General features: G+C 74.2%; 21 protein-coding genes. 15 read left to right on the forward strand and 6 right to left on the reverse strand.

Annotated features, from left to right (window positions below):
- Positions 1-383: 383 nt before the first annotated feature.
- The 4 genes from ACIBH3_RS17000 to ACIBH3_RS17015 all read right to left on the reverse strand — a co-directional run bounded on the left by ACIBH3_RS17000 (position 384) and on the right by ACIBH3_RS17015 (position 6,646).
- Positions 384-1,346 carry a Ppx/GppA family phosphatase gene (locus tag ACIBH3_RS17000; protein ID WP_396312757.1) on the reverse strand — a complete coding sequence of 321 codons (963 nt, stop codon included), beginning with the start codon at positions 1,344-1,346 and terminating at the stop codon, positions 384-386.
- A gap of 127 nt (positions 1,347-1,473) precedes the next feature.
- Positions 1,474-2,775 (reverse strand): SUKH-4 family immunity protein, encoded by a 1,302-nt coding sequence (locus tag ACIBH3_RS17005; RefSeq protein WP_396312758.1) that lies wholly within the window; start codon positions 2,773-2,775, stop codon positions 1,474-1,476.
- Complete coding sequence (locus ACIBH3_RS17010) at positions 2,772-6,140, reverse strand: toxin glutamine deamidase domain-containing protein (RefSeq protein ID WP_396312759.1); 3,369 nt, start codon at positions 6,138-6,140, stop codon at positions 2,772-2,774. The genes ACIBH3_RS17005 and ACIBH3_RS17010 overlap by 4 nt, the downstream gene beginning before the upstream one ends.
- Before the next feature lie 71 nt (positions 6,141-6,211).
- Complete coding sequence (locus ACIBH3_RS17015) at positions 6,212-6,646, reverse strand: WXG100 family type VII secretion target (protein WP_396312760.1); 435 nt, start codon at positions 6,644-6,646, stop codon at positions 6,212-6,214.
- A 438-nt stretch (positions 6,647-7,084) separates the two neighbouring features.
- On the opposite strand from ACIBH3_RS17015, the gene ACIBH3_RS17020 reads away from it, so the two are divergent.
- Entirely contained in the window at positions 7,085-7,891 is an 807-nt protein-coding gene (locus tag ACIBH3_RS17020) for a hypothetical protein (RefSeq protein WP_396312892.1), read from the forward strand.
- Positions 7,892-7,973: 82 nt separating this feature from the next.
- Here the strand turns inward: ACIBH3_RS17020 and ACIBH3_RS17025 are convergent, their stop codons facing one another.
- The gene (locus tag ACIBH3_RS17025; RefSeq protein ID WP_396312761.1) at positions 7,974-9,137 is read right to left on the reverse strand and encodes an NADH-quinone oxidoreductase subunit D; all 1,164 of its coding nucleotides are present in this window, start codon (positions 9,135-9,137) and stop codon (positions 7,974-7,976) included.
- A complete protein-coding gene (locus ACIBH3_RS17030; RefSeq protein ID WP_396312762.1) occupies positions 9,134-10,147 on the reverse strand; it encodes an SAM-dependent methyltransferase in 1,014 nt (337 codons plus the stop codon). Before ACIBH3_RS17030 ends, ACIBH3_RS17025 begins: the two co-directional genes overlap by 4 nt.
- 114 nt (positions 10,148-10,261) lie before the next feature.
- Here ACIBH3_RS17030 and ACIBH3_RS17035 point away from each other — a divergent pair, with 114 nt between their 5' ends.
- The 14 genes from ACIBH3_RS17035 to ACIBH3_RS17100 all read left to right on the forward strand — a co-directional run bounded on the left by ACIBH3_RS17035 (position 10,262) and on the right by ACIBH3_RS17100 (position 22,651).
- Entirely contained in the window at positions 10,262-11,455 is a 1,194-nt protein-coding gene (locus tag ACIBH3_RS17035; RefSeq protein ID WP_396312763.1) for a sensor histidine kinase, read from the forward strand.
- Between the two features lie 78 nt (positions 11,456-11,533).
- Positions 11,534-12,223 carry a response regulator gene (locus ACIBH3_RS17040; protein ID WP_396312764.1) on the forward strand — a complete coding sequence of 230 codons (690 nt, stop codon included), beginning with the start codon at positions 11,534-11,536 and terminating at the stop codon, positions 12,221-12,223.
- A 146-nt stretch (positions 12,224-12,369) separates the two neighbouring features.
- Complete coding sequence (locus ACIBH3_RS17045) at positions 12,370-13,299, forward strand: Rossmann-like and DUF2520 domain-containing protein (RefSeq protein WP_396312765.1); 930 nt, start codon at positions 12,370-12,372, stop codon at positions 13,297-13,299.
- 32 nt (positions 13,300-13,331) lie between these two features.
- On the forward strand, positions 13,332-14,207 hold the full coding sequence (gene panC / locus ACIBH3_RS17050) for a pantoate--beta-alanine ligase (RefSeq protein WP_396312893.1): 876 nt from the start codon (positions 13,332-13,334) through the stop codon (positions 14,205-14,207).
- A gap of 45 nt (positions 14,208-14,252) precedes the next feature.
- The gene (panD, locus tag ACIBH3_RS17055) at positions 14,253-14,702 is read left to right on the forward strand and encodes an aspartate 1-decarboxylase (protein WP_396312766.1); all 450 of its coding nucleotides are present in this window, start codon (positions 14,253-14,255) and stop codon (positions 14,700-14,702) included.
- A gap of 17 nt (positions 14,703-14,719) precedes the next feature.
- A complete protein-coding gene (locus ACIBH3_RS17060) occupies positions 14,720-16,396 on the forward strand; it encodes an L-aspartate oxidase (RefSeq protein WP_396312767.1) in 1,677 nt (558 codons plus the stop codon).
- 3 nt (positions 16,397-16,399) lie between these two features.
- The gene (nadC, locus tag ACIBH3_RS17065; protein ID WP_396312768.1) at positions 16,400-17,371 is read left to right on the forward strand and encodes a carboxylating nicotinate-nucleotide diphosphorylase; all 972 of its coding nucleotides are present in this window, start codon (positions 16,400-16,402) and stop codon (positions 17,369-17,371) included.
- Positions 17,372-17,411: 40 nt separating this feature from the next.
- Entirely contained in the window at positions 17,412-18,197 is a 786-nt protein-coding gene (locus ACIBH3_RS17070) for a type III pantothenate kinase (RefSeq protein WP_396312769.1), read from the forward strand.
- A gap of 321 nt (positions 18,198-18,518) precedes the next feature.
- Positions 18,519-19,337 (forward strand): hypothetical protein, encoded by an 819-nt coding sequence (locus tag ACIBH3_RS17075; RefSeq protein WP_396312770.1) that lies wholly within the window; start codon positions 18,519-18,521, stop codon positions 19,335-19,337.
- 124 nt (positions 19,338-19,461) lie between these two features.
- Positions 19,462-21,027, forward strand: a complete 1,566-nt coding sequence (gene lysX / locus ACIBH3_RS17080; protein ID WP_396312771.1) for a bifunctional lysylphosphatidylglycerol synthetase/lysine--tRNA ligase LysX — start codon at positions 19,462-19,464, stop codon at positions 21,025-21,027.
- Between the two features lie 4 nt (positions 21,028-21,031).
- Positions 21,032-21,154, forward strand: coding sequence for a hypothetical protein (locus ACIBH3_RS17085; RefSeq protein ID WP_396312772.1), 123 nt, complete (start codon positions 21,032-21,034; stop codon positions 21,152-21,154).
- A gap of 105 nt (positions 21,155-21,259) precedes the next feature.
- Positions 21,260-21,658, forward strand: a complete 399-nt coding sequence (locus ACIBH3_RS17090) for a BlaI/MecI/CopY family transcriptional regulator (RefSeq protein WP_396312773.1) — start codon at positions 21,260-21,262, stop codon at positions 21,656-21,658.
- A gap of 9 nt (positions 21,659-21,667) precedes the next feature.
- Positions 21,668-22,204 carry an amino-acid N-acetyltransferase gene (locus ACIBH3_RS17095; RefSeq protein WP_396312774.1) on the forward strand — a complete coding sequence of 179 codons (537 nt, stop codon included), beginning with the start codon at positions 21,668-21,670 and terminating at the stop codon, positions 22,202-22,204.
- A 93-nt stretch (positions 22,205-22,297) separates the two neighbouring features.
- On the forward strand, positions 22,298-22,651 hold the full coding sequence (locus ACIBH3_RS17100) for an Lsr2 family protein (RefSeq protein ID WP_396312775.1): 354 nt from the start codon (positions 22,298-22,300) through the stop codon (positions 22,649-22,651).
- Positions 22,652-22,870: the final 219 nt, after the last annotated feature.

The following is a 22,870-nucleotide window of genomic DNA, read 5'->3' on the forward strand; positions in this document are numbered from 1 at the left end:
TGCGGTGCCCTGGCCGTCCTGGCGGGCTTGGCCTTCGCGGGCGTCGCCTTGGCCGCCACGGCGCTCCCGGCGGGCCCTGCTGCCGGGGTGGACTTCACAGGCTCACCGCCCTTGGCGGCCTTCGCGCTCCTGGCGCCCTTGGCACCCTTGGCCGAGGTGACGGACTTCACCGTTCTGGCCGTACGCGAGGCGGCCTCCATCGTCCGCTTCGCCGCCGTGCTCGCCCGTGCCCGACGCGGGCCTCCCTGCCGCGGCTGCCCCGCCCGGGCAGCGCGGCCCTGCTGCGTCCCGTCCTCGTCCGCTGGTTGCGCCACGGGAGACAGCGTATGCGGCCCACGCCCGGAACGGGACTGCGGCCGGCACCGCGGCGCCCGCCGCGCGGATCAACCGGTGACGGCGAGCCGGTTGCGGTCGGCGGGGCTGTCGAGGGTGTCCAGGCGGCGCAGGATGATGCCCTCGCGCAGCGCCCAGGGGCAGATGTCCAGCTCGTCCAGCCCGAACAGGTCCATCGCCGCGTGTGCGACCAGTGCGCCGGCGAGCAGTTGCTTGGCCCGCCCCTCGGAGACGCCCGGGATCCGCGCCCGCTCGGCCACCGTCATCGACGCGAGCCGCGGCACCCAGGCCGACAGTCCGCTGCGGGTGATCCGCCGGACCACGCGCGGGCCGGCCTCGGCGGGGGCGGCGCCGGTCATCCGGGCCAGCTGCTTGAAGGTCTTGGAGGTGGCCACCGCGTGGTCGGGCGGCCCGAGCCGGGCGATCTCACCGGCCACGATGGCGATCTCGGCCCGGATGTGGCGTCTGAGCTCCCGTACGGCCTCCGGGTCGGCGAGGTCCCCGGGCAGCCAGGCCGCCGTCAGCCGGCCGGCGCCGAGCGGCAGCGAGCAGGCGACGTCGGGCTGCTCGTCCTGCCCGCAGGCGATCTCCAGTGAACCGCCGCCGATGTCGAGGTTGAGCAGCCGCCCCGAGGACCAGCCGAACCAGCGCCGGACCGCCAGGAAGGTCAGCCGGGCCTCGTCCTGGCCGGAGAGCACCCGCAGCGCGACGCCGGTCTCCTCGGCGACCCGGCGCAGCACGGCCTCGCCGTTGATGGCCTCCCGGACGGCGGAGGTGGCGAACGGCAGGACGTCCACGACCCCCTTGTCCTCGGCGACCCGGATCGACGAGGAGATCATGCCGACCAGCTTGTCCACGCCGACGGCGCTGATCGAGCCGTCCTCGTCCAGCAGCTCGGCGAGCCGTAGCTCGGCCTTGTGCGAGTACGCGGGCAACGGGGCAGCACCGGGATGGGCGTCCACCACGAGGAAGTGGACGGTGTTGGAACCTACGTCTAGAACACCGAGTCGCATAACCCTCCACGCTACGCGATCCGGTCACCTCGCGACCCTGGCAGGCCGCCCGACCTTCCCTGACGGCTGATCAGGTGGCCCTGGATCGGTCCCCCACAAGGCCCCACCCGGCCCGCCCGGCGGAGGGTCAGAGCAGGCCGTCCCAGAGCTGCTCGACGATGACGGCCCACCAGTTCTCCGGGTCGCCGAGGGCCGTCGGGTCGAGGGCGGCCAGGCCCTGCTGGAGTTCGGCCACGGCCGCGCCGGCCGCCTGCGGTGTCAGGCCCCGCAGGCGGGGGAAGCGGTCGGCGAACAGGGCCAGGCAGCGGATGAAGGCCGTCAGGTCGCCGTTGCAGTGCCGGGCCGTGAGGTAGTCCGGGTCGACCGCCCTGACCTGGCCCTGCGCGGTGTCGACCGTGATCAGCGACCAGCCGTCGGTGCCCAGCAGCAGCTGGGACAGCAGCTGCTGGCGGGCCCGGACGGTGGCCCGGGTGCCGCGGCCCAGCTCGTCCAGGTACGCCGCGAGCTCGGGCAGCACCGGGTCGGTCCTGGTGCCGTCCGCGATGCCGTCCGGCAGCGGGTGGTGCAGCGCGAAGAAGCCCTCGACGAACACCGGTAGACCCACCCGCAGCAGCGCCCCGGCGCTCCCCTCCGGCAGATCCGCGCGGTACACGTCGGCGGGGTCGAAGCGGCGCACCCCCTGCGGGCCGAACTGCTGCTCCAACCGGGCCGCCAGGGCCTGCTCGGGCTCGGCCGGCACCGGCGGCACGGACCTGGGGAACGGCAGCCGGTTGCGCGGCGGCCCGTCCTGCGCGGGCAGCGCCCGGACGGCCTGCGCCCGCCGGTCGAAGCGCGGGCCGTAGGCGAGCTCGAAGCTCACCTTGGCGCCCGGCAGCTCGGCGGCGAGGGCGTGCGCCCAGTAGCCGCCGGGCAGCGCGGCGAGCCGCAGGTCGGTGTGCACGGCGAGGACGTCCTCCGGTCGTACGCCCTGCTGCTGGAGCCGGCGCCAGGCCCGCAGCGCGGGGTGCGCCGCGCCGGGTTCGGAGGCCAGCGCGAGCGTGCGCCGCTCGCCCATCTCGTCCCGGTACGTCAGCTCGGCGCGCGCGCCCCGGCCGGTGGCCGGCGTCAGCGCGGGGTCGTAGGAGCCGGCGCCCAACCGGTCGCGGTAGAGCTGCACGACCTCCTCGACGGGCACCGAGGGCCAGACGCTCAGCTCGCCGCTCAGCCGGTCGGCCACCGCGCAGGACGCGCCGATCTCCTCGGGTGCGCGGCGCTCACCGGTGAGCGGGTCGACCTGGGCCGGGGAGGGCTCGGCCCACAGCACCCAGCCGAGGTCGAACTCGTGGGAGTGGACCCGGCGGATGCCGGTGGCGGCGTCGGCGGAGGCCCGGGGCAGATCGCCGTTGATCCAGCGGTGGGCGGCGTCGAGCGCCTGGGCGCGGGTGATCACTGGTCGGCGCTCCTGCCGGTGCTGGTGGTCTTCTCGGGCGTGGCCGGCGCGGGCGAGGGCGGCGCGGGTGTGGCCGGCTCGGGTGCGGGCTGCTCGGGTGCGGCCGGCTCGGCTGCGGGCACCGGGTCCGCAGCCGGGTCCATCGCCGCCTCCGCAGCCGCGCCCGCCGGCTGCGTGGCCGACGCCGCCGGGCGGGCCTGCTGACGCGGCGCGAGGTCGAGCGGTTCGCAGTCCGGGTCGAGGGCGATCGCCCAGAGACCGTGGTCCGCGCTGTGCAGGGGAGCCGCGCCCTGACGGCCCGTCTGGTGGTCCAGGTAGGTGATGACCTCCTGGTGGTTGACGACGTTCCACGCGTGCGGGCGGCCGAAGCCGTCCAGCGTGAGCAGCACCGCCTGCGAGCCGTGCCCGCGGCGGCGCAGCTCGCCCGCCACCCGTTCGAAGGCCGCCTCGCCCTGGCCCAGATCGCGGAACTGCGCACCGAGCTCCCGCTCGGCGCGGTCCCGGCCGCCGCGCTCGCCCGCATCGCCCTCGGTGGGGATGCGCGGCGCCGCACAGGTGGGCCGGCCGGCGAAGGTGTCCACGGCGGAGAGCGCGATCTCCAGGCTGTTGTTGGCCCGGCCCGGCTCGCGGTAGCCGCCGTCGTCGATCACCTCGGCCCAGCCGCCCACGGCGGGGTCCGGGTGGCGGACGGGCAGTCCGTCCGAGCCCCGGGGCACCCGGCGCTCGACCTCGCGCTGGTGCTCGGGGTCGACGGGGCCGAGCCCGCCGGGCACCCCGTACGGGCGGCTGTCGGCGATGCTGCGCACCCGGACGCGGTCCGGGCCGTCCACCGGTGCACCGCCGGCCGACCTGCGCATCGCCATGCGCAGGGCCATCGCCTGGGCGGTGACCAGCGGCGCGGCGCCCCAGGCCGCTGAGGGCTGGCCCTCGGCGGGGGCGTGGTCGGAGCGGCGGCGCGACTCGCCCGCGCCCTCCGGCAGGTAGCGGCCGGTGCCCGGGCCGGGGGTGACGACCGGCCCGCCGACCGGCGGCGCGGGTGCCGGTCCGGTCGCGGGCGGGTGGCCGGCCCCGGGCGGCGGGGTGCCGGTGCCGGGCTTGGCTCCGGCGGCCGCACCCGCGCCCGCTCCGGCGCCCGGACGGGCCTCGGTTCCGGGCTGGGCGGCGGAGCCGGGGGCGCCCGCGGCGGGGGTGTTGGCCCCGGGGACGCCGACGACGGCGCCGACCGTACCGGCGCTCCCGGGGGCGCCCTGCGCACCGGGCACATGGCCGAGCCCGCCGGCCACGGGCGCGTGCGAGGCCGAACCGGCGCCGGCGCCGATCCCGCCACCACCGCCACCACCGGCCGGGCCCGCACCACCGATCGAGCCACCGGTCGAGCCGCCGACGGACACATGTCCGCCACCACCGGAGATCGGGCCGCCGCCCGACAGACCGCCGATCACCTCCGTCCTGGTCGAGGCCGACGGACGGTTGTCACCGTGCCAGGGCACGTCGCCGCGGCTGCCGCCGCCGGCCAGATCGGGGCCGGGTGACGGCGCCGTGGCGGTGGAGTCCGTCCGTACCGAAACGGGACCGCCGCCACCCGCCGACGACGTGGCCGGAGCCGACACCGGGCCCGGCACGTAGGAGTCCACCGGGACGCGGTCGTACGGGCGCCCGCCCCCGGACGAGCCACCCGAGCCGCCGTACCCTCCGGCCCCGGAGCCGGAGGAACCCGATCCGGAGGAACCGGAGCCGGGGAAGCCGGAAGAGCCGCCGGAGCGCGTCCCGGCGTCCCGGCCCGCGCCCGTCTCGGGGCCCGCACCGCCACCACCCTGCGGCCAGTCGCCCGGGTACCCCCGGCCGCCGGATCCGCCGCCGGCCGGCCCGGTCGGGACGCCCTGCCCGCCGACGCCGACACCGCCCCCGCCCGCACCCGGCAGACCGGGACCGCCGGGCTCACCGGTCTTCACGCCGATGTCGATCCCGCCGCCCGTGCCGTCGGCGCCCGCACCCCCGCTGACCGGGCCGGTCTTCACGCCGCCCCCGGCGTCGACCGGCAACCCGTCCAGGACGGGACCGCGCGCCGGGCCGGCCCCACCGCTCCTGGCGTCCGCCGCCAGGTCCACGCCGACGACGGGCTTGCCGTCCGTGCCCATCACCACCGACAGGCCGCCGGCGTCGGCCACCCGCGTCCCGTCCGCCCGGACGATCACCGGCCTGCCCTGCGCGTCCACCTGCGGCCGGCCGTCATGGCCCAGCTTCACCGACAGCCCGTCCACCCCGACGACCGGCTTGCCGTCCGCACCGAGCACCGGCTTGCCGTCCGCGCCGACGACCGCGGACAGCCCGTCCACGCCGACCACCGGCTTGCCGTCCGCGCCCATCACCACGGACAGGCCCGTGGCGTCGGCCACCCGTGTCCCGTCCGCCCGGACTATCACCGGCTTGCCCTGCGCGTCCAGCACGGGCCTGCCGTCCTGGCCCAGCTTCACCGACAGACCGTCCGCCCCGACCACCGGCGTGCCGTCCGCGCCGAGGACGGGCTTGCCGTCCTTGCCGACCACGACCGACAGCCCGGCGTCGAGCACGCCGGGTTCGCCGAGGGCGGCCGCCAGGCCGGCTGCCGCCGGGTCGAACGCGCCCGCCGCGGCGCCGCCGACCGAGGCCAGTGTGGTGGCGGCCCGCCCGTGGGCCGAGCCGGACGCCTGCCGGATCCGCTCCAGGGCGGTCAGCGGCGGTTCGCCCAGCGCCGCCTGGAGCGGGGCCTTCATCGCCCGGCCTAGCTCCTCCAGCAGCCCGGCGATCTTCAGCCGGGCCACCTCGACGGCCACCGCCTGCAGCGCCTCGCTGACGGTGTCGGCGGCGGCGTCCTTGACCTTGGTGGCGACCGCGCCGACGGTCTGCGTCACGGCGCCGAACACGCCGTGGGCGCCCGTCCCGCCCGCGACCTCGGTCGAAGCGCTCGACACGGCCGCCGCGGCCCGCTGGGCGGCGGCCGCCTGCTCCTGCGCCCGCTTCAGCTCCTCGGCCAGCTCGGTCAGCGTGGCGACCAGGTCGGCCTTGCAGCTGTCGGTGGCCTGCGCGGCCGAGTCGAAGGCCTTGGCCACCAGTTCGGCGGCGGACTGCGCGTCGTCCAGGTGGCCGCGCCCGCCACCGGTGAACTTCAGCCAGTGCTCGGCGAAGGCGTCCACCGATCCGCCGGAGTTCTCGCCCGTCACCCGGCCCGCGGACTCCTTGCCCCGGCTGCTGAGCCGGTCTGCCTCGGTGGCGAACTCCCGCCACAGCGCGGCTGCTCGGCGCAGCCCGTCCTCGTCGGCCTGCGGCCAGCTGTGGCCGGTCCTGGCCAGTACCGGCGCGAGTTCCTCGGGCAGCTTCCGGGACACGCGGTTCCCCCTTCGAATGCGACATCACGCCGGGCCGGCCGTAACGGCCGTGCCGGCAAAGGACGGTGGGCTCAGACCGCCCGGCCGACGGCCGGGGGGTTGTCCTTCGCCTTCGCGGCGCCCCCGCCCTGGGGGACGACCCCAGCGGCCATGGAGGTTGCGCTCCGGCCGAAGTCCGCCGAGATGTCCTGGTCGGTGCCGGTCACCTGGTCGGCCATGGTGTGCAGGCCGGCGCCGATCTGCCCGAGCCTGTCGGCGAGGCCGTGCAGGCCGCCGAACACCGCCTGATGGGCCTCCTGGTAGCTGGCGGCGAAGCCGCTGCCCGGCGCGTCCTGGCCCCAGGGGGTGCCCAGCGCCGCGAGCTTCTGCTCCAGGGCCGACGCGGCCCGGGCGAAGTCGGTGGAGATGTGTTCGAACTCGCGTGCCTCGCCGTGGACTTCCCACGGCTTGATGGAGAACTGCCCGCTGCCCGCGCCCGCGCTCCCCGGTGAACCCTTGCTGCCCATCCCCGTACCTCCCCGTAGCGGGCCACCCCTCGCCCTGCCGCCGCGGCTGTACGCGGCGCGCGGGGGATGACTCCGGCGGCCGCCATCCTAGGGCGCCCGCCGGGGCCGCCCGCAGGCCGCGGAGCGGCTTTTCACCCCGCCTTCACGTGCCCCGGCGACGCCACCCGCCGGATTTCCCGCCAAATCACCGTAAAGGCCTCGGCCGGGAGCAGATCCACACCCCGCGAAGGCTCTACCCTTGGCCGGGTGGCAGCAGCAGAGACCTCGAAGATCAGCCCGTCGGAATCCCCCCAGAAGATCCACAAGCCCCGCAAGGCCGAGAAGTCCGAGAAGCCTGAGAAGGCCGGGACCGCCGAGAAGGCCGGCCGGAGCGACATGTCCGGGAAGGCCGGCAAGCCGAAGAAGGGCCGGGCCGGATCGACCACCGTCGACCTCGCCATGCCCACCCGGGTGCCCGTGCCGGAGGTCCGGCTCGACTTCCCGCGCGCCTGGGTCGAATTCACCGACCCCGCCGACGAGGAGCAGGTCTTCCGCTGCGACCTGACCTGGCTGACCTCCCGCTGGGGCTGCATCTTCGGCAAGGGCTGCCACGGCATCCGCCCCGGCCGCGGCGAGTCGGACGGCTGCTGCACGCTGGGCGCGCACTACTCCGACGAGGACGACGAGCAGCGGGTGGCCGGCCACGCGGCCCGGCTGACCCCGGAGATCTGGGAGAACTTCGCGCACGGCACCGACGCCGAGGGCCGGATCAGGCTCGACGACGGCATCACCATGCTCGACGAGGACGGCGACCGGCAGACCCGCCGGGTCAACGGCGCCTGCCTGTTCCTGAACAGCCCGGGCTTCCCCGGCGGCGCCGGCTGCGCGCTGCACACCCTTGCCCTCAAGGAGGGCAAGGAGCCGCTGGAGACCAAGCCCGACGTCTGCTGGCAGCTGCCCGTACGGCGCACCTACGACTGGATCGACCGCCCGGACGACACCCGCTACCTCCAGGTCACCATCACCGAGTACGACCGCCGGGGCTGGGGCCCGGGCGGGCACGACCTGCACTGGTGGTGCACCAGCAGCCCGGAGGCGCACCAGGGGCCCGACCCGGTGTACGTCAGCTACCGGCCGGAGCTGATCGAGCTGATGGGCGAGGAGGGCTACGCCGTGCTGGCCGGGCTCTGCGAGCAGCGGATCGCCTCCAAGGCCGACCGCCGGCTCGCCCCGCACCCGGCCGACCCGGCGCCCCGCAAGAAGTAGCGGGCACGAGGTACTCCAGCGCGAGGGCGGCCCGGTCGTACCGGGCCGCCCTCCGCGCGTCCTGCCGCTCGGTGCCGCCGGGCTACTTGTCGATGTCGCCGACCACGAAGAACATCGAGCCCAGGATCGCCACCATGTCGGCGACCAGCGTCCCGGGCAGCAGTTCGGTGAGCGCCTGGATGTTGTTGTACGACGCCGAGCGGAGCTTGAGCCGCCACGGGGTCTTCTCGCCGCGCGAGACCAGGTAGTAGCCGTTGATCCCGAGCGGGTTCTCCGTCCAGGCGTACGTGGCGCCCTCGGGGGCCTTGAGCACCTTGGGCAGCCGCAGGTTGACCGGGCCGGGGGCGAGTGTCGCCAGCCGGTCCAGGCAGGCGTCCGCGAGGTCCAGCGAGTTGGCCGTCTGCTCCAGCAGGCACTCGAAGCGGGCCAGGCAGTCGCCCTCCTCCCGGGTGACCACCGTGAGCACGTCCTGGAGCTCGCCGTACGCGAGGTAGGGCTCGTCCCGGCGCAGGTCGAGGTCGACCCCGCTGGCCCGGGCGATCGGGCCGCTGACCCCGTACGCGTGCACGTGCTCGGGCGAGAGCACGCCGACGCCGGCCGTCCGGGCCCGGAAGATCTCGTTGCCCAGCACCAGGTCCTCGAAGACCGGCAGCTGCGACCTGACGGTGGCGACGGCCGCCCGCACCCGCCCCAGCCAGCCGGCCGGCAGGTCCTCCTTGAGGCCGCCGACCCGGTTGAACATGTAGTGCATCCGGCCGCCGGAGGCCTCCTCCAGCACGTGCTGGAGCTCCTCGCGGCCGTGGAAGGCGTGGAAGACCGGGGTGATCCCGCCCAGTTCGAGCGGGTACGAGCCGAGGAACATCAGGTGGTTGAGCACCCGGTTCAGCTCGGCCAGCATGGTGCGGATCCACACCGCCCGCTCGGGCACCTCCATGCCGAGCATCCGCTCGACGGCGAGCACCACGCCCAGTTCGTTGGAGAACGCCGAGAGCCAGTCGTGCCGGTTGGCCAGCATGATGATCTGCCGGTAGTCCCGGGCCTCGAAGAGCTTCTCCGCGCCCCGGTGCATGTACCCGATGACCGGCTCGGCGGAGACGATCCGCTCGCCGTCCAGCACCAGCTTCAGGCGCAGCACGCCGTGCGTGGACGGGTGCTGCGGACCGATGTTGAGCACCATGTCGCTGGTGCCCAGCTCGTCTGCGACGTTCTCGACGCCCGCGCCGATGCCGACCGTGGTCTCCCTCATGGCATCAGAGTCTGCCATCCCGCCACCCCCTCCAGGCTCCGCGGTACCGGCATGCGGACGCTCTGCGCCAGCCAGCCGAAGCCGCCCAGCCCGGCCGGATCGGTCAGCTCGGCGGCCTCCCCCGCGCCGCCCAGCGCGCGCAGGTACGCCACCGGATCGCTGGAGGCCAGCGCCAGCGGCGGCCGCCCGCCGCTCACCCCGAGCGCCCGCAGGGCCTCGCGCTGCGTCGTCCACAGGCTGTGGAGAGCGGGCACGGCGGCCGAGTCCAGCGCCACATGGGCGGTGACGTCGCAGGAGCCGTCCGGCACCGGCCGTACCTCGCGGCCGTCCCGGAAGCCGGCCAGCGAGCCGAAGGCGGGGCGGTCGGCCCTGCGGTGCGCGTAGTCCACCGCGACCGCCAGCCCGCGCTCCAGGGTGCCGACCGCCGTCGCCCAGGCGGTGTCCCTGGGCCCGCCCAGCTCCACCCGCTCCCCCGGCCGGAGGGCCGGCCACCAGCGGGCCGCCCACCGCGCGTCCTCGTCCTCGACCGGCTCGGCCGGGCGCTCCAGGCCGCTCGCCGGCTGCACCTCGACGTAGCGCAGCACGCCGTCCTCGTCGACCTCGGCGATGTCCAGCGGCACGTTGTCCAGCCACTCGTTGGCGAACAGCAGGCCCGTCACCCCGCTCGGCGGCGCGGCTGTCCACAGGACTGTGGACGGCAGCCCGGCCGGGCGCGTCGCGATCTCCACACCGTACGGGCGCAGCCGCCCCGCCAGCTCCGCCGGCGCCGCCGCGAGCACCCCCGCCAGCAGCTCGCCCCGCCCGGCGCCGACATCGACGAAGGCCAGCTCCGGGGGGTGCCCGAGCGCCTCGTCCACCTCGGTCAGCAGCCGGGCCACCGCCCGGGCGAAGTGCGGCGAGGCGTGCACCGAGGTCCGGAAGTGCCCGGCCGGGCCCTCCGGCCTGCGGTAGAAGCCCTCCGGGCCGTACAGCGCCGCTTCCATGGCCGGCCGCCACCGCATCCACGTCATGGGGGTCGACGTTACCGGTGGGGGCCGGTCTCCACCCTGCGGAGTAGACGGGACGCGGGAGGATCGCCCTCCCGGCGGACCTTTGCGGCTTCAACCACTGCCTAGGCTGGACACGTGCATCGACTCAACGCCTGGTTCCGACGACACCCCATGGTGGTGGACTCCGCCTGGGCGCTGCTGCTGCTCTTCTTCTCGGTGATCTCCGACGACAACCAGGCCGCGTGGAAGCACGAGTACGGCCTGGCGGTGGCCGGGGCCGTCGCGCTGCTGATGATCTTCCGCCGCCGCAACCCGAACATCACCACGGCGGCCGCGGTCGCGCTCGGCATGAGCCAGCTGGTGCTGGGAGTCGAACCCGGCGCACCGAGCATCGGCTACCTGGTCTTCGCCTACACCGCCGCTGCCTACGGCTCCCCCTGGGCCTCCCGGCTGGCCGTCGGCGCGGGGCTGGCGGCGGGCCCGCTGACGGTCATGCGGTTCGGCCCGGACACCACGGGGGACCGCGGCTGGGCGCAGAGCCTGTTCTTCTCCCTGCTGATGTCCAGCCCCTTCGTGCTCTGCTGGGCCTGGGGCCGGCTGACCAGGGTGCGCCGGGCGTACCTGGTCGAGCTGGAGGACCGGGCCGCCCGGCTGGAGCGCGAGCGCGACGCGCAGGCCAAGGTCGCGGTCGCCGCCGAGCGCGCCCGGATCGCCCGCGAGCTGCACGACGTGGTCGCGCACAACGTCTCCGTCATGATCGTCCAGGCCGACGGCGCCGCGTACGTACTGGACAACTCGCCCCAGCAGGCCAAGGAGGCGCTGGGCACCATCGCCTCCACCGGCCGCCAGGCCCTGGTCGAGATGCGCCGCCTGCTCGGGGTGCTGCGCACCGCCGACACCACCGAGGAGTACGTGCCGCAGCCGGGCGTCGAGGAGCTGCCCGAGCTGCTGGACCAGGTCCGCACCGCCGGCCTGCCGGTGGACTTCGACACCTCCGGCGATCCGCGGGAGCTGCCCAGGGGCGTCGAGCTGACGGTCTACCGGATCGTCCAGGAGGCCCTGACCAACGTCCGCAAGCACGGGGGCCCCGACGTGCACGCCCGGGTCGCCGTCGACTTCGGCGAGCGCGAGCTCGCCGTACTGATCGAGGACGACGGACGCGGCACCACCGACGAGCAGCTCAGCGGCGGTGGAACGGACGGGCTCGGCCATGGTCTGATCGGCATGCGGGAGCGGGTCGGCATGGTCAGCGGCAGCCTCGACATCGGGCCGAGGCCAGGCGGCGGCTTCCGCATCCGCGCAGTGCTCCCGCTCAAGGCGTCCAAGTAGGCCGCACACCCCCACCGCCCCGCCGCCCCCGGCGTCCACGTAAGCCCAGGCAAGGCCCCGACCTTCGTAAGGAAGCCCATGACCATCCGCGTGATGCTCGTCGACGACCAGGAACTGCTGCGCACCGGCTTCCGGATGGTCCTCCAGTCCCAGGGCGACATCGAGATCGCGGCCGAGGCGGGCGACGGCGCCCAGGCGCTCGACGTGCTCGCGCACACCCCGGTGGACGTGATCCTGATGGACGTCCGGATGCCGCGCATGGACGGCGTCCAGGCCACCCGGCGGATCTGCCTGGACGGCACCGGCGCTCCCGTCCCCGGCGCCCCGCACGTACTGATCCTGACCACCTTCGACCTGGACGAGTACGCCTTCGCCGCGCTCAAGGCCGGCGCCAGCGGCTTCCTGCTCAAGGACGTCCCGCCGACCGAGCTGGTGGCCGCGATCCGCGCGGTGCACGCCGGCGACGCCGTGGTCGCCCCGACCACCACCCGCCGGATGATCGACCGCTTCGCCGAGGTACTGCCCACCCCGCAGACGGCGCCCGGCGCGGCCACCCTGGCGCCGCTGACCGAACGGGAGCGCGAGGTGTTCCTGCTGGTCGCGCAGGGCCTGTCGAACAGCGAGATCGCCGCGAAGCTGATCCTCTCGGAGGCGACCGTGAAGACCCACGTCGGCCGGATCCTCGCCAAGCTCAACCTGCGTGACCGGGTCCAGGCGGTGGTCCTCGCGTACGAGGCCGGGCTGGTCCGGGCCGGCGCCGGCGACTGACGCCGCCCCTGCCCGCTGCCCGCGCCCGCCGGACGGGCAGCGGCGGGCGGGCGTACACCGGGAGCCGCTCCGGGCGGCCGTAGAATGGGCCGGAACGTCCGGGACCCGAAGCGGCCCGGAACGGAGAGTGAGGACGAAGGCCAGCCGTGAGCACCCCCGACCTCCCCGACCCGTTCGGCGACCCCACCGACCCCGGCAACCGCCCCGCGCGCCTGGCCGTCGGCGTGATCGGCACCGGCCGGGTCGGACCGGCCCTGGGCGCCGCCCTCCAGCTGGCCGGACACCGCGTCGTCGCCGCCTCCGGGGTCTCCGCCGCCTCCCGCCGCCGCGCCGAGGCGCTGCTGCCGGGCGTCCGGCTGGTCACCCCGCCGCAGGTGATGGCCGCCGCCGACCTCGTTCTGCTGACCGTCCCGGACGACGCCCTGGCCGCGCTGGTGGCCGGCCTCGCCGCGACCGGCGCCATCCGCCCGGGCCAGCTCATCGTGCACACCTCGGGCGCGCACGGCGTGGCCGTGCTCGAACCCGCGACCCGGGCCGGCGCCCTGCCGCTCGCCCTGCACCCCGCGATGACCTTCACCGGCACCTCGGTCGACCTGGCCCGGCTGGCCGGCTGCCCGTTCGGGGTGACCGCCCCCGCGGAGCTCCGCCCGGTCGCCGAGGCGCTGGTGGTGGAGATGGGCGGCGAGCCCGAGTGGGTGCCCGAGGAGGTCCGCCCGCTCTACCACACGGCCCTGGCGCACGGCGCGAACCACCTGGTCACGCTGGTCGCGCAGGCCCTGGAGCTGCTGCGCACCGCCGGCGTCGCCGAACCCGGCCGGCTGCTCGGCCCACTGCTGGGCGCCGCCCTGGACAACAGCCTGCGCTCCGGTGACGCGGCCCTGACCGGCCCGGTCGCCCGCGGCGACGCGGGGACGCTGCGCCGTCACCTGGGGCAGCTGAGTACGGTGTCCCCCGACATCGATCAGGCGTATCGCGCGATGGCCCGGGCCACGGCGCAACGGGCGGTCCGCAGCGGATCGCTGAAGGAAGAGTCGGCGGCTGCGCTGCTGGACGTACTCAACGAGGAGAACAACTGATGGCGGGCAAGAACCAGCGCGGCAAGCAGCCGATGAGGGCCCCGAAGGTCCGCAAGGCCGTCCTCACGCACACCGTCGCGGAGTTCGAGCCGGCCTTCTGGCCCGACGAGCAGCCGGTGGACAACGCCGTCGTGATGACGATGGGCGCGCTGCACGAGGGCCACGCCGCGCTGATCCGCGCCGCCCGCAAGCAGGTCGGCCGGGACGGCCGGGTCGCGGTGACGGTCTTCGTCAACCCGCTGCAGTTCGGCGAGGGCGAGGACCTGGACCGCTACCCGCGCACGCTCGCCGCCGACGTACGCCTGGCCGAGGAGAACGGCGCGGACGTGGTCTTCGCCCCGCTGCCGGAGGAGGTCTACCCCAACGGCACCCCGCAGGTTCGGCTGGCGGCCGGCCCGATGGGCGAGCGCTTCGAGGGTGCCACCCGGCCCGGTCACTTCGACGGCATGCTGACGGTGGTCGCCAAGCTGCTGCACATCACCGACCCGGACTTCGCGTTCTTCGGCGAGAAGGACGCCCAGCAGCTGGCGATCGTCCAGCGGATGGTGGCCGACCTGGACTTCGACGTCGAGGTGATCGGCGTGCCGACCGTCCGCGAGGAGGACGGCCTGGCGCTGTCCTCGCGCAACCGCTTCCTCTCCGAGGGCGAGCGCACCAACGCCCTCGTGCTCTCCAAGGCCCTGTTCGCCGGCCGCGACGTGGCCGCGCAGGGCCCGAAGGCCGTCCGTGAGGCGGCCTCGGCCGTCCTGGACACGGCCGAGGGTGTCACCCTTGACTACCTCGCCCTGATCGACCCGGAGGACTTCACCGAGGCCCCCGACGACTTCCAGGGTGAGGCGGTGCTGGCCGTCGCCGCGAAGGTGGGCTCCACCCGCCTGATCGACAACGTCCGCATCATCGTTCGGTAAGAGTCCCGAAGTACCCGGCATGCACTTCACTGGAGGCGTGACCCCTTGCTCCGCACCATGCTCAAGTCGAAGATCCACCGCGCCACCGTCACCCAGGCCGACCTGCACTACGTAGGTTCCGTGACGGTCGACGAGGACCTGCTCGACGCCGCAGACCTGCTCCCCGGCGAGCTGGTCCACATCGTCGACATCAACAACGGCGCCCGGCTGGAGACGTACACCATCGCCGGCCCGCGCGGCTCCGGCGTGATCGGGATCAACGGCGCCGCCGCCCGCCTCGTCCACCCCGGCGATCTGGTGATCCTGATCGCCTACGGGCAGATGGACACCGCCGAGGCCAAGGGCTACCTGCCGCGGATCGTGTTCGTCGACGGGGACAACCGGATCACCGGCCTGGGCGGCGACCCCGCCGAGGCCCGGGAGGGCACCGGCCTGCTCCGCGGCGACAAGGCGTACGGTGACCCGAACGGCGCGGCCACCACCGCCGCGCACTGAAGGAGCCACTGAACGCCATGTCCGTCACGCACCGCCTCACCGCCCCCGCCCCCGGCTGGACGGCCACCACCGACGTGGTCGTGGTCGGCTCCGGCGTGGCCGGCCTCACCGTCGCCCTCAACGTCCGCAAGGCCGGCCTGCGTGCCACGGTGGTCACCAAGGCGATGCTGGACGACGGCTCCACCCGCTGGGCCCAGGGCGGCATCGCCGCCGCCCTGGGTGAGGGGGACACCCCCGAGCAGCACCTGGACGACACCCTGGTCGCCGGCGCCGGGCTCTGCGACGAGGAGGCCGTGCGCACCCTGGTCACCGAGGGCCCGGACGCCGTCCGGCACCTGATCGCCACCGGTGCGGCGTTCGACCTCGACGCCGAGGGCGAGATCCTGCTCACCCGCGAGGGCGGCCACCACCGCCGCCGGATCGCGCACGCGGGCGGCGACGCCACCGGCGCCGAGATATCGCGGGCGCTGGTCTCCGCCGTCCGCTCCGACCCGGGTCTGGAGCTGATCGAGCACGCCCTGGTGCTGGACCTGCTGACCGACGCCGAGGGCCACGCGGCCGGGCTCACCCTGCACGTGATGGGCGAGGGCCAGCGCGACGGCGTCGGCGCGATCCGGGCCCGCGCCGTGGTGCTCGCCACCGGCGGCATGGGCCAGGTCTTCTCCGCCACCACCAACCCGGCGGTCTCCACCGGCGACGGCGTGGCGCTGGCGCTGCGCGCCGGGGCCGAGGTCACCGACCTGGAGTTCGTCCAGTTCCACCCCACCGTGCTCTGGCTCGGCCCGGAGGCCGAGGGCCAGCAGCCGCTGGTCTCCGAGGCCGTCCGCGGCGAGGGCGCCCACCTGGTCGACGCCGAGGGCACCCGCTTCATGCTCGGGCAGCACGAACTCGCCGAGCTGGCGCCGCGCGACATCGTCGCCAAGGCGATCACCCGGCAGATGCAGGCGCACGGCGCCGAGCACATGTACCTGGACGGGCGGCACTTCGGCCCCGAGATGTGGGCCGAGCGCTTCCCCACCATCCTGGCCTCCTGCCGCTCACACGGCATCGACCCGGTCACCGACCTGATCCCGGTCGCCCCCGCCGCGCACTACGCCTCCGGCGGCATCCGGACCGACCTGCTCGGCCGCACCACCGTCCCCGGCCTGTACGCCTGCGGCGAGGTGGCCTGCACCGGGGTGCACGGCGCCAACCGGCTCGCCTCCAACTCCCTGTTGGAGGGCCTGGTCTTCGCCGAGCGGATCGCCGCCGACCTCACCGCCCGGCACACCGCCGGCGAACTGCCGGAGCGGGCGGTGGACGTGGCCGCGACCAGGGCCGCGCAGAGCGTGCCGCTGCCGGCGCCCGAGGCGCGCGCCGAGATCCAGCGGCTGATGTCCACCGGCGCGGGCGTACTGCGCTCGGCCGCCAGCATGGCCGCCACCGCCGCGGGCCTCGCCCGCCTCGGCGAGCAGGCGCACGCCCAGCTCGCCGACGAGAAGCCCGCCGACCCCCGGGTGGAGACCTGGGAGGCGGCCAACCTGCACCTGGTCGCCACCGCGCTGGTCGCGGCGGCCGCCCAGCGCGAGGAGACCCGCGGCTGCCACTGGCGCGAGGACTTCCCCGAGCGGGACGACGCGCACTGGCAGCGCCACCTGATCACCACCCTCGCCACCGCCACCGGCACCCCCGTCAGTACCCCTGAGGAGCAGTAAGTCATGTCCCACACCCACGAGGAACTCCCGCTGGCCGACCAGAGCGGGGGCTGCGGCGACGGCTGCGCCTGCGGGGACGGCGAGGGCTACGAGAGCGGGCTCGACCCGCAGCTGGCCGACCTGCTGGAGGAGGCCGGTCTCGACCCGATCGAGGTCGAGGACGTCGCCACCCTGGCCCTGGCCGAGGACCTGGCCGGCGGCGAGGACGTCACCTCCGTCGCCACCGTGCCCGCCGACGCCGTCGCCACCGCCGACTTCACCGCCCGCCAGGCCGGCGTGGTCAGCGGCCTGCGGATCGCCGAGGCCGTGGTCTCGCTGGTCTGCGAGGAGGAGTTCGAGGTCGAGCGGCACGTCGAGGACGGCGACCGGGTGGAGGCCGGCCAGGTGCTGCTCTCCGTCCGCAGCCGCACCCGCGACCTGCTCACCGCCGAGCGCAGCGCGCTCAACCTGCTCTGCCACCTCTCCGGCATCGCGACCGCCACCCGCGCCTGGGCCGACGCTCTGGAGGGCACCGGCGCGGTGGTGCGCGACACCCGCAAGACCACCCCGGGCCTGCGCGCGCTGCAGAAGTACGCGGTGCGCTGCGGCGGCGGGGCCAACCACCGGATGGCGCTCTCGGACGCGGCGCTGGTCAAGGACAACCACGTGGTCGCGGCCGGCGGCGTGGCCGAGGCGTTCCGGGCCGTCAAGGCGGCCTACCCGGAGCTTGCGGTCGAGGTCGAGGTCGACACCCTGCAGCAGATCCCGCCGGTGCTGGAGGCCGGCGCCGACCTGATCCTGCTGGACAACTTCACCGTCCCGCAGCTGAAGGAGGCCGTCGAGCTGGTGGCCGGCCGGGCGAAGCTGGAGGCTTCCGGCGGACTGACCCTGGCCACCGCGCGTTCGGTCGCCGAGACTGGTGTGGACTACCTCGCGGTGGGTGCGCTGACCCACTCCTCGCCGATCCTGGACATCGGCCTGGACCTTCGCCCGTAGCTCGTCCGTCCCTCGGCCATCTCCCTCCGGAAAGCGGCTCATGCTCCTCACCATCGACGTCGGCAACACCCAGACCACGCTCGGCCTGTTCGACGGCGAGGAGGTCGTCGAACACTGGCGGATCTCCACCGACCCGCGCCGCACGGCGGACGAGCTGGCGGTGCTGATGCAGGGGCTGATGGGCTCTCACACCGCCGTCGCCGAGGGCAAGGTGGACGGCCTGGCGATCTGCTCCTCCGTACCCGCCGTGCTCCACGAGCTCCGCGAGGTGACCCGCCGCTACTACGGCGACGTCCCCGCGGTGATCGTGGAGCCGGGGGTGAAGACCGGGGTGCACGTCCTGATGGACAACCCCAAGGAGGTCGGCGCCGACCGGATCGTCAACGCGCTGGCCGCCAACCACCTGTACGGCGGCCCCTGCGTCGTGGTCGACTTCGGCACCGCGACCACCTTCGACGCCGTCAACGAGCGGGGCGACTACGTGGGCGGCGCGATCGCCCCCGGCATCGAGATCTCGGTGGAGGCACTCGGCGTCCGCGGCGCCCAGCTGCGCAAGATCGAGCTGGCCCGCCCGCGCAACGTGATCGGCAAGAACACCGTCGAAGGCATGCAGTCCGGCATCCTGTACGGCTTCGCCGGGCAGGTGGACGGCCTGGTCAACCGGATGGCGCGGGAGCTGGCCAAGGACCCGGACGACGTCCAGGTGATCGCCACCGGCGGCCTGGCGCCGCTGGTCCTCGGCGAGGCCGAGACGCTGGACGTGCACGAGCCCTGGCTGACGCTGATCGGGCTGCGGCTGGTCTGGCAGCGGAACCAGTCGCTCTAGGAGGCGCCCGCTCGCCTCCGGGGCGCTCCCCCTCTCTTTGGCGCGCCCGCTCGCCTCCGGGGCGCTCAGGTCCGGTGCCGACACTCGTCGCTCCCGCGTTCGCTTCGCTCTCTTCCTCGCTCCTCGCTTTCGGCACCGGCGCGTCCCTTCGGCTCGGGGCGCGGTCGGCGGGGCGAGGTCGAGGCACGGGGGGCGGGGCAGGGGCTGGGGGTCGAGGGCAGGGGCGGGGCGGTTCGCGTGTGGTGGGCGCGCGGTGATCCAAACGGGGGTCTTGGCCAGGCACTACCGACAAATCGGATATTCCTCACGTAGTGTCAACCCATGCCTACGCCACACGGATCGCGCGGCGGCATGGCCTTCAGCGCCGACGAAGTCCGCGTGCTGCGCCGCGCCCTCGCCCAAGCCCTGCACCCCGCCTGCCCCGCCCAGCTGCCCTCGGCGGCCGTCCAGGGGACCCACCTCCTGTTCACCGCCGGCGGCGTCGATCTCTGGGCGGAGGACGTCCAGGAGGCGCTCCGCCTCACCGAGGCGATCGACGAGGCCGTCATGGAGGGCGGCCGGCTGCGCGCCTTCCTGCTGGCCGATCTGACCCGCTACCGCGCCGCGCTGCCGGGTAGCGCGGCCGGATACCTGGAACGGCTGGAGGAGGCCATCGCCGACGGCTACCTGCCGGGCCCCGAGGACCTCGCCGCACTGCGCGGCCTCTCCCGCCAGCCCTGCGGCCACGCCGAGCACTCCCGGCGCTCCCGGCTGGCCGGCCGCTGCCACGCACTCGCCGAGGCCGCCGTTCGCGAGCGCCTGGCACTCACCTCCGGCCAACGCCATCTGACCGCCGTACCGAGCCCTGCCGCACCACCGAGCAGTCTCCCCACCCCACTTGGAGGACGGATTCCGATGAGCAGCCCCGCCGACTCCCCCACCCCGAAGACCGCAGCGGCCAAGCCCGGCAACAAGGCTGCCGGTAAGACCGGCGGCGCCAAGGCCGGCGACCGGGACACCCCCGCCGGGGCCGGCGAGCCCGGCGGGCAGGCGCAGCCGCACCGGATGCCGACGCCCGCGGAGCTGTTCGGCCGCCGCCCGCGGCCCCCGGCCCCCGAGCCGGCCGCCGAGGACATCGAACTGGCCACCGGCACCGGCTGACCGGGCCCGTACGCCGACAGGGAGGCCGCGCCGGCGCGGCCTCCCTGTCCATGTATCGACAATCCCGCGTGCCGCGGGGATATCCGGATGCGGAGCACCCCGGCGGGCTGGCTACCCTGGTGGGGTGAGCGATCAGAGCACCTCTTCCGCGACCGACGACCTCCCCGAGCAGATGCGCGTGCGGCGCGAGAAGCTGGACCGGCTCCGGGCGGCCGGCGTCGACCCGTACCCGGTCGGCTTCCCCCGCACCACCACCATCGCCGATCTGCGGGCCAAGCACCCCGACCTGGAGGCGGACACCGCCACCGGCGAGCGGGCCGGCGTCGCCGGCCGGGTGATCCTCTCCCGCACCGGCGGCAAGCTCTGCTTCGCCACCCTGCGCGACGGCTCGGGCGACCTCCAGGTGATGCTCTCCCTGGACAAGCTGGGCGAGGAGCGGCTCGCGGCCTGGAAGGCCGACATCGACCTCGGCGACCAGGTCGGCGTCGAGGGCGAGGTGATCACCTCCAAGCGCGGCGAGCTCTCCGTCATGGTCGACCGCTGGGAGCTCACCGCCAAGTGCCTGCGCCCGCTGCCGGACAAGCACAAGGGCCTGACCGACCCGGAGGCCCGGGTCCGCCAGCGGTACGTCGACCTGATCGTCAACCCCGAGGCGCGCGAGATCCTCCACCTGCGCAGCAAGGTGGTCCGCTCGATCCGGCGCACCTACGAGGAGCGCGGCTACATCGAGGTCGAGACCCCGATGCTCCAGCCGGTGCACGGCGGCGCCAACGCCCGCCCGTTCAAGACCCACATCAACGCGTACGACATCGACCTCTACATGCGGATCGCCCCCGAGCTGTACCTCAAGCGGCTGGTGGTCGGCGGCGCGGAGAAGGTCTTCGAGATCAACCGCAACTTCCGCAACGAGGGCGCGGACTCGACCCACAACCCCGAGTTCACCTCGCTGGAGTCGTACGAGGCCTACGGCGACTACGACACCCAGGCCGAGCTGATCCGCGCGACGATCATCAACGCCGCCCGCGACGCGCTCGGCACCACGGTGATCCGCGGCCTGGACCCGCACGGCGTGGAGCACGAGATCGACCTCGCCGAGCCGTGGGCGGAGGTCAGCGTCTACCCGGGCATCTCCGCGCACCTGGGCGTCGAGGTGACCCCGGAGACCGGCGTCGAGGAGCTGCGCAAGCTGGCCGCCGAGCACGGCATCCCGTTCGAGCAGAGCTGGGGCCACGGCCAGCTGGTGCTGGAGATGGTCGAGCGCCTGCTGGAGGAGAACGCGATCAAGCCGACCTTCATCAAGGACTACCCGACCGAGGTCTCCCCGCTGACCCGCCAGCACCGCTCGATCCCGGGCGTCGCCGAGAAGTGGGACCTGGTGATCTTCGGCACCGAGATCGGCACCGCCTACTCCGAGCTGGTCGACCCGGTCGAGCAGCGCGCCCGGCTGACCGCCCAGTCGCTGCTCGCGGCCGGCGGCGACGTCGAGGCGATGCAGGTGGACGAGGACTTCCTGCGGGCCCTGGAGTACGCGATGCCGCCGACCGGTGGCCTCGGCCTCGGGGTGGACCGCCTGATCATGCTGCTCACCGGCAAGAACATCCGCGAGACGGTGCTCTTCCCGCTGGTGAAGCCGGAGCCCAAGGCCGCCGCCCCGGCGGCGAAGGCCGACGAGCACAGCGACGAGGAGTGACCTGATGGACTACGTCAGCGCGATCGTGCCGCCCCTGGTGATGGCGATCGGATTCGGCTTCCTGGTGCGGGCCATCGTCCGCAGCCAGGGCGGGGCCCAGAAGGCCAAGGAGGACCTGGTCGACTGACCCGCCCACGAACCGGCGCGCCGCCACCCCATTCCGGGTGGCGGCGCGCCGGTTTTGCCGTACTTCACAAGATTTGCCCCATTCATTCCCTATCCTGGGCGCACTATGGTCCGGCAACTCGGTGAACTCGAGAACGACATCATGACCAGGGTCTGGCAGTGGAACCGCCCGGTCACGGTTCGCGAGGTTCTGCTGGATCTGCAGGCGGAACGCGATATCGCGTACACCACCGTGATGACGGTGCTCGACAAGCTCTACAGAAAGGGCTGGCTGCGCCGGGAGCAGGTGGGGCGGGCCTATCGATATGAGCCGGTCTCCTCGCGCGAGGCCTACACCGCGGCACTCATGAACGACGCGTGGGCGACGAGCGACAATCCCGCGGCCGCCCTGGTGCACTTCTTCGGCCTGATGTCGCCGGAGCAGCGCGAGGCACTGCGGGACGCGCTGCGGGTCGCCGCACTGTTCCCCGATACGGGGGAGACCCAGGAGACCGGGACGCGATAACGTCCCGCCATGGAGGTCACCATCCGCCGGGCGCGGACCACCGACGTGCGGGCCGTACGGGGGCTCATCGACGGCTACTCGCGCCACGGCATTCTGCTCGACAAGCCCACCGTCACCCTGTTCGAATCCGTCCAGGAGTTCTGGGTCGCCGAGCGCGACGACACCGGCCTGGTGGTCGCCTGCGGCGCGCTGCACGTGATGTGGGAGGACCTGGCCGAGGTGCGCACGCTCGCCGTCGACCCGTCCTGCCAGGGGCACGGGATCGGCCACCAGCTGCTGGAGAAGCTGCTGCAGACCGCCCGCTGGCTCGGCGTACGTCGGATTTTCTGCCTGACGTTCGAGGTCCCCTTCTTCGCGAAACACGGTTTCGTCGAGATCGGGGAGCTCTATGAAACCGACGATGGTACGACAGATCCGGCGGCCATCGCTACGGATGTCTATGAAGAACTTCTCCGCTCGTACGATGAAGGCGTCGCCGAGTTCCTCGACCTGGAGCGCGTGAAGCCCAACACCCTGGGCAACTCACGCATGCTGCTGCACCTCTGAGCCGGCTCCGGCGGGGGCAGGGGTTTGTGTTTTCCGGTGAAAGGCGGTTTCCTTTCCTCAGGCAATGGGTCGTTTACGCGGAAAGGGAAGCCCGTGGCACAGAGGGTGCAGGTCATTCTTGAAGACGATCTCGACGGCGGTTCGGCGGACGAGACGGTGACGTTCGCGCTCGACGGCGTTGCCTACGAGATCGATCTGAAGAGCGTCAACGCAGACAAGCTGCGCGGTCTGCTCGCGCCGTACGTGGAGAAGGGCCGCAAGCAGAGCGGCCGGCTGAGCAGCACCCGGCGCACCGGTGGCCGCAGCGCCGCGGCCCGTCCGGCGGCGGGCGCGGCGGACACCGCCAAGATCCGGGCCTGGGCGAAGGAGAACGGCCTGGAGGTCAACGACCGCGGCCGGGTCCCCAGCACCGTCCGTGAGGCGTACGAGAAGGCCAACGCCTCCTGACGGCAGCGTCCGGAGCGCCGGCGCGGGGCCCACGCGGGCCCGGGCGCGGGCAGCGGCCCGGCAACGGGGCGCGCAAGGCACACGCTCGGGGCGTGGAGGACTCTCCTCCGCGCCCCGCGGTGGCACCAGGACCCGGCACGCCGGGCGGCGGCGGCCCGTCCCCGGACGCCCCGCCCACCCGGGCCCGGTGCACCACGGGGGGCGGAACAGTCATGGGCT

Origin of the sequence: Kitasatospora sp. NPDC050543 (assembly GCF_044457565.1) — a bacterium.
Classification (GTDB): Bacteria; Actinomycetota; Actinomycetes; order Streptomycetales; family Streptomycetaceae; genus Kitasatospora.